The sequence below is a fragment of the Agrobacterium sp. 16-2014-1-2a genome (assembly GCF_053522705.1).
In genome coordinates, this window is record NZ_JBNWBX010000001.1 from 1,014,541 (window position 1) to 1,026,927 (window position 12,387).

The window sequence follows — 12,387 nt, forward strand, 5'->3', positions numbered from 1 at the left end:
AGGTCACGGGCATATTGGAAAGGCCCGGAACCATCCCTCATCCTTGTGCTTCTCACAGGGATGAGGGAAGAGCAAGTTGCCGGAGGAAGGCACAGCTCGAGTTCACCGCGCCTTATAGGGACAGCCGCCCCCTACTCCCCCGCACTTTCCGCCGGCTTGGCCGCCTGTGCTGCGGCTGGCAACCGGACCGGTTTCAGCATCAGTGCTGCGGCAAGGCCGATGGCGGCTGTTGCGGCGGCTGCGAAGAACAGCGGCGTGAAGGCATCCGAATAGAGCGAGGCAACGGCGGCCTGGGATGCCGCGGGCAGTTCGGAGAGCATCTTCGGCGTCAATTCCTCAATCCGTCCAACACCCGGAATGGTCACGGCAACGCCCTTGAGGCTGGAGGTGACGATCGCGCCATAGACCGAGATGGCTATTGCTGCGCCGCCCATACGGGTGAGCGTCACCGCGCCGCTTGCGGCACCGATATCGGCCTTCGGCGCGGAATTCTGCACTCCGATAATGGGTGCCTGCTGGCCGAGGCCGACGGCGAAACCCTGCGCCAGCATGAGAATCGCAATCAGCCAAAGCGGCGTTCCCGCATGCATCTGCGTGAAGAGCAGCATGGCGATGACATTGATAGTAAGCCCGGCCACCGAAAACGGTTTGTAGACGCCGGTGATCGAGATCAACCGCCCGGCCGACAGGGAACCCATGACGATGCCGCCGGTGACGGCGATGAAGAACAGGCCGGCATGGGATGGGGAAAGCCCGGTCGTGGTCTGCAGGAACAGCGCGTAATAATTGACCATGCCGATGCCAATGCCGCCGCTGGTCAATGAAACGATCATCAACAGCGGAAAGGTGCTGTCCTTGAAGAGCCTGAGCGGCACCACGGGTTCCGGCGCGCGACGTTCCACTTGCACCCAGAGGAATGCGGCGATGACGGCGAAAGCGATAATACCGAGGCTGGGACCGGCGATGAGCGAACCGAACAATTCGCTGCTGTCGGCCCAGAAGACGACGCTTGCGATCGTCGCTGCCAGCAGGACGGCGCCGAGATAGTCGATCTTCGGCTGACGCGCGGGACGGCGGTAGGGCAGCAGGAAAATCAGGCCGGTGATGACGATAAGCCCGAGTGGCAGGTTGATGAGGAAGATCGACCGCCAGCCGAACAGATCGCTCATCGTGCCGCCGAGAATAGGCCCGACGCTGCCGGACGCCATGATGGTGAGGCTGGAATAGCTTTGGTAACGGGCTCTTTCACGCGGTTCGAACAGATCCGCATTGACGGAGAAGATCGACACCATGATGCCGCCGCCGCCAAGGCCCTGAAGCACGCGGGCCGCGATCAGGCTATCCATTGACCAGGCCAGCCCGCAGGCGAGCGAGCCGAGTGTGAAGATTATAACCGCCGCGATCATCACGTATTTTCGCCCGAACAGGTCTCCGAGCTTGCCATAAACAGGCATGACCGCGCTGGTGGCCAGAAGATAGGCCGAACCGATCCAGCCGAAACGCTCCAGTGCGCCGAACTCGCCGACGATGGTGGGCAGCGCTGTCGAGACGATCTGGTTGTCGAGGGTAGCCATGAACATGGCCAACATCAGAAACAGGAAAACGATGAGCCTACGCCGGTGATCCGACACAAGCGGCGCCACGGGGGCAACGGACATATCCATGAAAAATCTCGTTGAGTTTCGGCAATTTTGCTGCGACAATTTGTGTGCTATTAGCATATATATGTCAATGGCAAGTTTTTGACATCCATGATATTGGCGCTAAATGTGATCGCAAATCGGGATTGAAAGGAACGGCTGAGCGTGTCGACTGAGGAAGACTGGAACGAGGATCTGCCCGAAGACATCAAGCGCATCGGCAATACGATGACGCGTATGCGCATCATGATCGGACGGCGCATCATCGGGCGCATGGCACTTGCCAAGGTGGCTCCGGGTCTGGAACTCTCCCATATCGACGTTCTCGATATATTGCGCCGCGCGGACGGTGATGTCACCGTTGGTGCGATTGCCGAGGGCATGCGCATAGACCCCTCGCGCGGCAGCCGGGTGGTGGCGGATATGGTCGGGCGCGGCCTGTTGAAACGCGGCGTCTCGCAGGAGGATGCCCGCCGCAGCATCGTCGAGATCACACCACTTGGCACCAGTCTGCTGCAGGAAATGCGCCGGACCAAGATGAGCGTCATCCAGGACGTGATGGATGGATGGCCGGAGGAGGATGTCGAGACATTCGCCCGGCTTTTCGATCGGTTCATCGACCGTTTCGAGGCCCGGCTGTCACCGGATACGGACCTCCTGACGGATCAGAAAAAATCATAGTTGACCCTGACATCCACAACTTCACTCTAAAAGGACGAGACCTTAACGTGCCGCCATCGAAAAGGTAAAAGGGTGACTTCGATGTTGACGATCTATGGTGTCTACCGTTCCCGCGCCACGCGCACGCTCTGGCTTGCCGGGGAACTGGGCATGGAATTCAAGCACGTGCCTGTCGTGCAGGCCCGCCGCGTTGCCGATCCCCTGGCCGCAGACGCGCCGCTCAACACGCTGTCCCCCGCGTTTCTGGCCATCAATCCGATGGGCACCATCCCCTGCATCGAAGATGACGGCATGGTGCTTTATGAATCCATGGCCATCAACCTTTATTTCGTCCGCAAATATGGCGGACCGCTCGCACCGGTCGACCTGAAGGAAGATGCGGCGATGCTGCAATGGTCGTTCTTTGCCGCGACCGAAATCGAGACCAATTCGCTGAAGATTTCCTCCGCCATCGCCGAAGGGCTTTCGGAAAGCGATGCCGGCAAAGCGGTGATCGATGTCGCCGCGCGCCTTTTGAGGCGGCCCTTCCGGGTGCTGGAGCAACATCTTGCCAGCCACGATTATCTGGTAGGCGACCGTTTCACCGTCGCCGATCTCAACGTGGCGGAAATCGTCCGTTACGCGCAGGGCCACCAGCCGCTGTTTGACGCCCATCCGGCGCTGAAAGCCTGGCTGGAGCGCTGCCAGGCCCGCACGGCATTCAAGTCCATGTGGGACAGCCGGGCCGCCGAGGCGGCGTGAACGAAGGCACTAGCTAGGGGATAGTTGGCAGACCTCTCTTCGCACTCGACGTCATCCTCGGGACAAGCCCGAGGACGACGAAGCAAGCTTTTTAGCACATCACCCCTTCTCACCCGCCAGCGCCCGCTGCACGGCCGGGCGCTCGTTCATGCGCCTGAAGTGATCATGCACCTTCGGGAAGCGGGCGATATCCACGCCGTCGCTTTCCAACCAGCCGGACATGACGAATAGATAGGGATCGGCGACCGAATAGGCGGTGCCCAAGACCCATGGGCCGTGCAGCATGCCGTGCTCGATCAGTTCGAAACAATCGGTCATGGTCTGCGGCACCTTCGCTTTCATATCCGCCAGGGAACTATCCTCGCTCGCCCAGCGGCTGCCGCGCCGGCCATGCGCATGGGCGACATGCACCGTGGAGGAAATGAAGGCGTTGAAGGCTTGCATCAGGGCGAATTCGAAGGGATCGTCGAGTGGGGCGAGTTTCTTCTCCGGAGCCATCTGCGCAATGAAGGCGAGGATGGCAGGCGTTTCCGTCAGCACCCCGCTTGCCGTTGCCAGCGCTGGCACGCGCCCTTTCGGGTTGATCTTTAGGAATGCCTCGGAGCGCTGCTCTTCCTCGGCGAAGTTGACGCGATGGGCCGTGTAAGGCAGGCCGGATTCCTCAAGCACGATATGGCTGGCGCGGGAGCAGGAACCGGGGGAGAAAAACAGTGTGAACATGGATATGCAACCTCCAGGGCAATGAGGGGCGCCCACCTCCTCGCGTGCAGACGCCAGCCCATGCGGCGGCGATCTGGCAGACCATCACATGCAAGGGCAATCCATCATCCTGCCGGCAGCGGGCCGCGTCAAAGGTTATTTCTGAAGCGCGTCGCGTTTAACCGAAGGCATACCGCGCGCCTTATTTTTTGTCTTTATGCATGGTCCGGACGTAAAGCCGCTGCGCAGTTTTACAGGAGATGCTCTAGAGGCCGACGACGCGGATATCGCCGACGTGGATGCCGTTCCAGTTGCGCATCTGCCGGTTTGCCATGGCAAGCAGCGCCTCGTTCTCGGCGCCATCGAAATATTTCGCCAGCATTGCGGCAATCATCGCTTCCGCCGCACGCGTCGTGCCGTCTTCGCATTTCACCGCCATGGCGATGCCCTTTTCCGGCAGTGCGGCCACGAACACGCCTTCTGCGCCGGTCTTGGCGAAAATCCTGCCCGGCGCGATCTGCATCAGCCTGGTGCAGGTGCGGCCGGTGCCCGCCACGTAAAAGGGTTCCGCCATGCAGGCGTCAAAGAGCCGGCGGGAGGCTTGCGCGCGCCCGGCCTCCAGCCCCCTGCCCGTCGCCATCTTGGCAAAACCATGCGCCAGACCCTTGAGCGGCACGGCATAAGTGGGGATCGAGCAACCGTCCACGCCGCAATTGTCATGGCCAAGCGTCGCACCCGTCAGGCTTTCCATCGTCGCGCGGATTTCCCGCTGCAGGGGGTGGTCGTAACCGACATAGCCCTTGGGGTCGGTGCCTGTGTGACAGCAGGCGCAGATGAAGCCGGAGTGCTTGCCGGAGCAATTATTGTGAAGCGCCGTCGGCTTTTCCAGCGTGCGGGCCTGATGGATGATGGTCTTCTGGTCGGAAGACCAGTGCGCGCCGCATTCCAGCGTATCCACATCCCTGCCCGCCCTTGCGAGCATGGAGGCGGCGAGCGCCGCGTGTTCGTCCTCGCCGGAATGGGAAGAGCAGGCAAGCGCCAGCTCGCGATTGCCAAATCCATAGGCATCCGCCGCGCCGCTTTCCACCAGCGGCAGTGCCTGCATGGCCTTGCAGGCAGAACGCGGGAAGACGCCACGCTCGACATCGCCAGCTGAAAACACGACGCCACCATCGCCATCCACCACCACTGCAAGACCCTGGTGGCGGCTTTCGACCAGACTGCCCCTGAGGACTTCGACGGTAACGGAATTGTTCATTTTTGCGGCCTCAAAAAGTTCTGATTTTATGTCGTTGATAGCGCAATTGATTTTTCGATGCACGAGGCTATCAGTGAAATTTGCAAAACGTCTGCTGCTGGCGATTGCCATCATCTATCTGCTGCCAGCTCTGGCATCGGCGGGGTTGTGGGCCATGAGGGATCACCCGCAGGGCTGGCGTGATGCGCGCTGGTCTTCCTCCGGCACCCTGCCGCAAGCAGGTGCCGACCGGCAGGCGGCGGTTTACGTTTTTTCCGCCATGACCGGTGGCTTTAAAGGCTCCGTCGCCAGCCATGCCTGGATCGTGCTGAAAAAGCCGGGCGCGACGGCCTACGATCGCTACGACAAGGTGGGCTGGGGAATGCCGATACGCCACAACGGCTATCCGGCGGATGCCTATTGGTATTCCAACACGCCGCGTCAGGTGGTGGCCATTCATGGGGCGGCAGCGGAAAAACTGATCCCGAAGATCGAACAGGCGATTGCCGACTATCCCTATGGCAAACCGGGCGGCTATCGTATCTATCCCGGTCCCAACTCCAACACTTTCGTTGCCCATGTGCTGCGCAGCGTGCCGGAGCTCGGTGTGGTTCTGCCATCAGACGCGGTGGGCCGCGACTATCTGCCCAACGGCGCGTTTTACCACGTCGCCGACGACTGGAAGGATGCGAGCCTCTCGCTTGGCGGGTTGTTCGGTATTTCGGCGGGCGCACGCAGTGGCTTCGAGGTCAATTTCCTCGGCCTGGTCGCGGGTTTCGATTTCAGCCGGCCCGGCGTGAAGATACCGGGACTTGGCTATTTCGGAGTGGCGGGTATCCGCGCGTAAAGTCGGGTCAGGTCTCAGCGGCGTGTGCTGCGCGTTTAGCGCGGATGCTCTGGGCAATAAAAACACGCGACAGGCCGTGATAGAGCGGCTCCCGGGAGAACAGCCGGGAGGTTAGATATCCCAGCATCGATGCCACCATGATGGGGATGACGCCGTCATGATTGCCGGTCATTTCGAGGATGATTACGAAAGCCGTCATGGGGGCCTGCACCACGCCCGCGAAATATCCCGCCATGCCGACAATGGCGCCAAGGCCGATGCTCGTACCCAGCAAAGTCGCCATCGTACTGCCAAAGCCCGCGCCCACGGACAGCGACGGCGCGAATATACCGCCCGGAATGCCCGACATCATCGCCAGAAACGTGGCCGCCAGCTTTTCGATGAAGAAGAAGGCCGGTGCGGCCTGGCCCTCGATTGCGGCGCGCGCCTGTTCGTAACCCGTTCCGAAGGTCGCGCCATCAGTTGCAATACCGATGACGGCGGAGGCAAGGCCGCAGGCGGCGGCAACCGCCAGCATCCGCCTTGACGGCATGGCCTGGGCGAAGCGCCGGATACGCGCGGACAGGCGCAGTGCGCCCGCGCTGAACAGCGCGCCGAACGCACCACCACCAATGCCGCAGACCAGCACGAGCAGCCAGTCCATCATGGTTTTCGCCATGACGGAACTGGTGCCAAAGTAAGTATAGCTGCCGACCAGCGCCAGCGAGGCAAGGCCGGACAGGATGACGGCGGTAAGGACGAGGCCGTTTGCCCGGGATTCGTAGGTCCTGCTCATTTCCTCGATGGCAAACACGATGCCGGCCAGCGGTGTGTTGAACGCTGCGGCAATACCCGCCGCTGATCCGGCAAGAATAAGACCCTTTGCCTGTGCCATGCCGCCCCAGCGCGCCGCCTGAAGCATGATCGAGGCCCCGACCTGCACGGTTGGCCCCTCTCTCCCGATTGACGCACCGGACAAAAGCCCGACGACCGTCAGCAAGACCTTGCCGAAAGCGAGTTTCAGCGACAGGAGCCGCGAACGATCCGCGTCGTCACGCAGGTGCCGCGCGGCGATGGCCTGGGGAATGCCGCTGCCGCCGGCATTGGGAAAAACCGTCAGCGCCAGCCAGGCGCACAGCGTGAAACCGAGCGGCGTCACGACAAGCGGCAGCAGAAACGCCCATTCGCCAGAAGATGTTGCCGAGAAGAAAAGATGCTGGGCGCGATCCGCCGCCCAGGCAAAACCGACGCTGATAAGGCCCACCGCAATCGCGCCGATCCAGAAAACCGCCCTCGGCTTCCACACCCGCCATGAACCCCACACAACACGGGAACGGCGGAGCATCTTCAGCTTTTTGTAGTCGACGGGCATGGGGATCCAGATCGGTGATTTCAGTTATTGTCGGGCGGGAGGCCCTTTTATCGGCCTGCCAGCCGGCGATTGCAAGTTTTGCATTTGACTCGTTGCGACAGATGGCAGAAGCTGCGCATCGCAAATGCAACGCATGGAGAGAAAAGATGAAAACCGCAACTTTGCCTTCGCTGCGTGTAACGGCGGATTTCCGCGAGGCGGCAGAAAGCGTTCTGAAAGACGGCGAGACGCTATCGTCATTTGTCGAGGATTCGGTCCGCAGGCAGGTGGAAATCCGCAAATCGCAGGCGGAATTCATTGCGCGCGGGCTGGCGTCGCTCGAACAAGCGGAGCGCACCGGTGTCTATTATAGCACCAACGATGTTCTTTCGATGATGCAAAGAAAACTCGATGCTGCGAAAGCCGCGAAACGGAAATGACATATCAGCTTCGTTATACCGAAGAAGCACTGGCGGATTTCGATCGCATCTATGATTTTCTGATCGCATACGACATCGATGTGGCCGAGAAGGCCATTCACGCCATAAGAGCAGGATTAGACATTCTCAGCGATTTTCCCTTCAGTTGCCGTAAGGCATCTTCTGAAAACGGGCTGATACGTGAACTTCTCGTGCCGTTCGGGTCATCCGGCTATATCGTGCTGTTCCGCATCGACGGCCCGGAAACAGTCACCATTGCCGCCGTTCGCCACCAGCGCGAGGACGATTACCATTGATCCTCACCGGTCGCTGACGGCCGCGCGCGGGTTTACCCACGGCTCCTGATTGGAGCGCGGCAGCGGGGTTTTGCCAAGGATGTGGTCCGCCGCCTTTTCGCCCGTCATGATCGACGGACCGTTCAGGTTGCCATAGGTCACGTGCGGGAAGATCGAGCTGTCGGCGACCCGCAGCCCCTCCACGCCGATCACCCGGCATTCGGGATCAACGACCGCCATGGGGTCGTTCCTGTCGCCCATCCGGCAGGTGCCGCAGGGGTGATAGGCGCTTTCCAGATGTTCGCGCAGGAAGGCGTCGATCTGTTCGTCCGTCTCTACCTTTTCGCCCGGCTGTATTTCAGGCCCGCGAAAATCGTCGAAGGCTTTCTGGCCGAAAATCTCGCGCGTGAGGCGCACGCAATGGCGGAATTTTTCCCAGTCTTCCGGGTGGCTCATATAGTTGAAGCGGATGACCGGGTCGTCATGCGGATCGGCGGAACGCAGCGTGACATTGCCGCGCGACTTCGACAGGTTGTAGCCGACATGTGCCTGAAAACCATGGCTTTTCGCAGCAGCCTTGCCATCATAGGAGATGGCGACGGGCAGGAAATGGTACTGGATGTCAGGCTGTTTCAGGCCAGGCGCTGAACGCAGGAAGGCGCAGGCCTCGAACTGGTTGGAGGCCCCTAACCCGCCTTTCGACAGCAGCCATTGCGCGCCCGCGACCCCCTGCCAGAACCAGGGCAGCCAGGAGTAAAGCGACACCGGCTTGGTGGAGACCTGCTGGAAATAAAACTCCATATGGTCCTGAAGGTTTGCGCCGACACCCGGCCGATCCGCCTTAACCTCTATGCCCATGTCCTTCAGATGAGCGGCAGGCCCGATGCCCGAAAGCATCAGCAATTTCGGCGAATTGAAAGACGATGCCGAGACGATCACCTCACGATCGGCCCTGATGGTTTCCACCCCGCCCCTGCGCTCGATTTCGACGCCGACGGCACGGCCGTTCTCGATGACGACCTTGCGGGCGAAGCCATTGACCAGCGTGACATTACCGCGCTTCAGCGCCGGCTTCAGGTAGGCATTGGCGGCGGACCAGCGGCGGCCATTATGGATGGTCTGCTCCATCAGGCCGAAACCTTCCTGTTTGGAGCCGTTATAGTCGTCTGTCAGCTCGAAGCCTGCCTGCGCACCAGCCTGAATGAAGGCGTGGAACAGCGGATTGCTGACCGGCCCGCGCTGAACATGCAGCGGCCCATCCGTGCCGCGCCACCCCTCTTCGCCGCCATGGCTGTGTTCCATGCGCTTGAAATAAGGCAGCACATCCGCATAGGCCCAACCATGCGCGCCCAGTTCCTCCCAGCGGTTGAAATCCTCGGCATGGCCGCGCACGTAAACAAGGCCGTTAATGGAGGACGAACCGCCGATGACCTTGCCGCGTGGGGCGGTGATGCGGCGATTGTCGAGGTTCGGTTCGGGTTCGGAGAGATAGCCCCAATTGTAGCGCTTCATGCTCATCGGCCAGGCGAGTGCGGCCGGCATCTGGATGAAAGGCCCGAAATCCGAGCCGCCAGCCTCAATGACAATCACCGAATAACGGCCGTCTTCCGACAGGCGATAGGCGATGGCGGAGCCTGCGGAACCGGAACCGACGATGACGTAATCTGCGTGCATGATTTGCTCTCTCTTCAATGAGCGTTGGTTCCGATTAACGGGCTGAGGGTGGGGTCCCCCCCCCACCAAATCTCAATAAGGCGCGTCCACCTTCCCCGTGCTCACATAAACCGTCTTCAGCTCGCTATAATGATCCAGCGCCGCCGCCGAATTCTCGCGCCCGAAACCAGACTGCTTGGAGCCGCCGAATGGGATTTCCACCGGGCAGAGATTGTAGGTGTTGATCCACAGCGTGCCCGCCTCCAGCTGGTCGACCACGCGATGAGCGCGGGCCAGATCGGCGGTGAAGACGCCGCCGGCAAGGCCGAATTCGGTGGCGTTGGCGCGGGCGAGAACCTCATCCTCATCGTCGAAATCCAGCACGCACATGACCGGGCCGAAGATTTCCTCGCGCGCGATAGTCATGTCATCGGTCACATCTGCAAACACGGTCGGCTGCACATAGGCGCCCTCGCCTGCAACATTGTTGGGAATGCCGCCGCCGGTTACCAGCGTCGCACCCTCCGCCTTGCCCTTTTCGATATAGCCAAGCACCTTTTCCTGCTGGGCTTTGGAGACCAGCGGGCCGAGATGGGTGGCGTAATCCAGGGGGTCGCCGAGGATCATCGCCTCGGTGCGGCGCTTCAGGTTTTCGAGGAAGCGGTCCTTTGCCTTTTTCTGCACGAAAACGCGGGTACCGTTGGAGCAGACCTGACCGGAAGAATAGAAATTGCCGAGCATCGCGCCGCCGACAGCGCTTTCGATATCGGCATCGTCAAACACGATCAGCGGCGATTTGCCACCGAGTTCCATCGTCACATGCTTGAGATGCCCGGCGGCGGCGGCCGCCACCTTGCGGCCGGTGGGCACCGAGCCGGTGAGCGAGACCTTGGCGACATCCGGGTGGTTGACCAGAAGCGGGCCGGTATCGCGATCACCCTGAATGACGTTGAACAGGCCCTTGGGCAGCCCTGCCTCGATCAGGATTTCGGCAATCTTCAGAGCGCCGAGCGGGGTGTTTTCCGAGGGCTTGAAGACCATGGCGTTGCCGGCAACGAGCGCCGGGGCCGCCTTCCAGCAGGCGATCTGCTGTGGATAGTTCCATGCGCCGATGCCGACACACACGCCGAGCGGCACGCGCTTGGTATAGGCGAAATCGCCGCCGAGCGGGATGTAGTTGCCGTTCAGCGCGGAAGGCGCGATACCGCCGAAAAATTCGAAGGCATCGGCACCCGAGGTCGGATCGGCGACGATGGTTTCCTGGATCGGCTTGCCGGTATCCAGCGTTTCGAGCGTGGAGAGCGCCTCGTTGCGTTCACGCATGATATCGGCGGCGCGTTTCAATATACGCCCGCGCGCCATGGGGCTCATTGCCGCCCATTCCTTCTGGGCGCGTTTGGCCGATGCAATGGCGCGCTCGACAATCGCGGGCGTTGCCGCATGCAGCTTTGCAATGACTTCGCCGGTGGCCGGAAAGACGCTTTCGAAAAGCGTGCCGGCATTGTCTTCGACATAGTCGCCATCAATGAAATGCGAGGCTTTGGGCTGCGCCCTGAGAGACGTCGCGATAGTCATGTCGAATACTCCTAGAGAATGCGGACGGACGGCTTCGGGCGCTGTCCATCAGGATATGGTTTGAGCTGCAAGTCGAAATAGTCTTCGACAAGGGCCGGCGCGGAGGCGAGCCCAAGCGGGGCCGAACGCAGGCTGTGCCTGATATACAGCCCGTCGATAAGGGCTGCGGCACCTTCCGCAATCCGCGCGGCGTCATCGGGCGGGCATAGCCGGTTTAGGCTTGCCATGAGGTTCGAGCGCAGGCGACGGGAATAGAGCACCAGCAGGCGGCGGGTTTCTTCCGAGCGCTGCGCCTCCACATAAAAGGCAAGCCATGCCGCCACCGTCTCGGGCGTGAACTGGTCGCTCTGGAAAGAGACGTGAACGATGGCGCTCAGCCGTTCGCGCGGGCCATTGGCGCGGGTCAGCGCCGCCACCGCATCGCGCCTCAGATCCCGCAGCAGGCTGCGGATGGTTTCCAGAAGGAGCTGCTGCTTGCTGCCGAAATAATGATGCGCAAGCGCCGGCGATACGCCCGCTTCCCGGGCAATATCCGACATTGTCACATTCAGCGAACCATGGTGGCCTATGGTGCGCAACGCCGCATCCACAAGCGCCTTGCGGCGCAAAGGCTCCATTCCGATCTTTGGCATAAGGGTCTCCTTGATGGCGGGCAAAATATTCTTGATTGATCAATCAATCAATAAAAAACGCGCCATTTCATGTCGCTGATTTGCCATGGATCAAAGAAAACCGGGCAAGGCCGGATAAGACTAGCCGCTCCCATGCTGAGGAGCGGCTCACAGGGGAAAAACTAAACCGTGATATACTGCAAATTGGGAATGGAACACGTTTCGTGCTAATATGCAGAGTGATACAAATTTCGCTGGAAGCGGCGCCAGACGAAAACTGAAAAAACGCCCGCAAGACCGCGATCCCCATCAGGTCCCGGCACGGACCGGAGATGCCTTCGCAACGGTTGAACAAGGGAGTGATATCATGCCAATGGTGACAGTATCGATTTCCCCGGAACAGGCAGCAAGAATGCGCGAGGCCGTGAATAGCGGCGCCTACGCATCCGGCAGCGAGGTCGTAAGGGCCGCGCTGAGACTATGGGCGGCCTCTGCTGCCGCAACCGGCGCAGATACAGAGGCTGCAGCACCTGTCGAGGCGGATCGTGAACGACTGAATGTCGCGGAACTTTACGCCGCTCACACCGGCCATGTGCGCCGGGCCTGAGGGCCTGCCGGATACCCCTGGCTATTGAGGGGCCCGTGACAAAACCTTCAT

Annotated in this window: 13 protein-coding genes; 6 read left to right on the forward strand and 7 right to left on the reverse strand. The window is 60.8% G+C overall.

Features of this window, described 5'->3' with window-relative positions:
• Nucleotides 1-131: 131 nt before the first annotated feature.
• A complete protein-coding gene (locus ACQZ45_RS05145) occupies nucleotides 132-1,664 on the reverse strand; it encodes an MDR family MFS transporter (RefSeq protein WP_019564151.1) in 1,533 nt (510 codons plus the stop codon).
• A gap of 141 nt (nucleotides 1,665-1,805) precedes the next feature.
• Here ACQZ45_RS05145 and ACQZ45_RS05150 point away from each other — a divergent pair, with 141 nt between their 5' ends.
• Entirely contained in the window at nucleotides 1,806-2,321 is a 516-nt protein-coding gene (locus ACQZ45_RS05150) for a MarR family winged helix-turn-helix transcriptional regulator (RefSeq protein WP_003511890.1), read from the forward strand.
• A gap of 81 nt (nucleotides 2,322-2,402) precedes the next feature.
• Nucleotides 2,403-3,062: a glutathione S-transferase family protein gene (locus ACQZ45_RS05155; RefSeq protein WP_113291404.1), complete on the forward strand. Its 660-nt coding sequence runs from the start codon at nucleotides 2,403-2,405 to the stop codon at nucleotides 3,060-3,062.
• 99 nt (nucleotides 3,063-3,161) lie between these two features.
• On the opposite strand, the gene ACQZ45_RS05160 is transcribed toward ACQZ45_RS05155, so the two are convergent.
• A complete protein-coding gene (locus ACQZ45_RS05160; protein ID WP_113291403.1) occupies nucleotides 3,162-3,782 on the reverse strand; it encodes a glutathione S-transferase family protein in 621 nt (206 codons plus the stop codon).
• 244 nt (nucleotides 3,783-4,026) lie between these two features.
• Nucleotides 4,027-5,019 carry an asparaginase gene (locus ACQZ45_RS05165; RefSeq protein WP_013635650.1) on the reverse strand — a complete coding sequence of 331 codons (993 nt, stop codon included), beginning with the start codon at nucleotides 5,017-5,019 and terminating at the stop codon, nucleotides 4,027-4,029.
• Nucleotides 5,020-5,092: 73 nt separating this feature from the next.
• Here ACQZ45_RS05165 and ACQZ45_RS05170 point away from each other — a divergent pair, with 73 nt between their 5' ends.
• Nucleotides 5,093-5,845, forward strand: coding sequence for a DUF3750 domain-containing protein (locus tag ACQZ45_RS05170; RefSeq protein WP_003511884.1), 753 nt, complete (start codon nucleotides 5,093-5,095; stop codon nucleotides 5,843-5,845).
• A gap of 7 nt (nucleotides 5,846-5,852) precedes the next feature.
• On the opposite strand, the gene ACQZ45_RS05175 is transcribed toward ACQZ45_RS05170, so the two are convergent.
• Complete coding sequence (locus tag ACQZ45_RS05175) at nucleotides 5,853-7,196, reverse strand: chloride channel protein (RefSeq protein ID WP_065702702.1); 1,344 nt, start codon at nucleotides 7,194-7,196, stop codon at nucleotides 5,853-5,855.
• 146 nt (nucleotides 7,197-7,342) lie between these two features.
• Here ACQZ45_RS05175 and ACQZ45_RS05180 point away from each other — a divergent pair, with 146 nt between their 5' ends.
• Nucleotides 7,343-7,615 carry a YlcI/YnfO family protein gene (locus tag ACQZ45_RS05180; protein ID WP_111783255.1) on the forward strand — a complete coding sequence of 91 codons (273 nt, stop codon included), beginning with the start codon at nucleotides 7,343-7,345 and terminating at the stop codon, nucleotides 7,613-7,615.
• Entirely contained in the window at nucleotides 7,612-7,911 is a 300-nt protein-coding gene (locus ACQZ45_RS05185) for a type II toxin-antitoxin system RelE/ParE family toxin (RefSeq protein ID WP_065661272.1), read from the forward strand. The genes ACQZ45_RS05180 and ACQZ45_RS05185 overlap by 4 nt, the downstream gene beginning before the upstream one ends.
• Before the next feature lie 3 nt (nucleotides 7,912-7,914).
• Here the strand turns inward: ACQZ45_RS05185 and betA are convergent, their stop codons facing one another.
• The 3 genes from betA to betI all read right to left on the reverse strand — a co-directional run bounded on the left by betA (nucleotide 7,915) and on the right by betI (nucleotide 11,750).
• Entirely contained in the window at nucleotides 7,915-9,564 is a 1,650-nt protein-coding gene (gene betA, locus ACQZ45_RS05190; protein WP_065658185.1) for a choline dehydrogenase, read from the reverse strand.
• 72 nt (nucleotides 9,565-9,636) lie between these two features.
• Complete coding sequence (gene betB / locus ACQZ45_RS05195) at nucleotides 9,637-11,118, reverse strand: betaine-aldehyde dehydrogenase (protein ID WP_111783257.1); 1,482 nt, start codon at nucleotides 11,116-11,118, stop codon at nucleotides 9,637-9,639.
• Between the two features lie 11 nt (nucleotides 11,119-11,129).
• On the reverse strand, nucleotides 11,130-11,750 hold the full coding sequence (betI, locus tag ACQZ45_RS05200; RefSeq protein WP_003511878.1) for a transcriptional regulator BetI: 621 nt from the start codon (nucleotides 11,748-11,750) through the stop codon (nucleotides 11,130-11,132).
• A 346-nt stretch (nucleotides 11,751-12,096) separates the two neighbouring features.
• On the opposite strand from betI, the gene ACQZ45_RS05205 reads away from it, so the two are divergent.
• The gene (locus tag ACQZ45_RS05205) at nucleotides 12,097-12,336 is read left to right on the forward strand and encodes a ribbon-helix-helix domain-containing protein (protein WP_025592709.1); all 240 of its coding nucleotides are present in this window, start codon (nucleotides 12,097-12,099) and stop codon (nucleotides 12,334-12,336) included.
• Nucleotides 12,337-12,387: the final 51 nt, after the last annotated feature.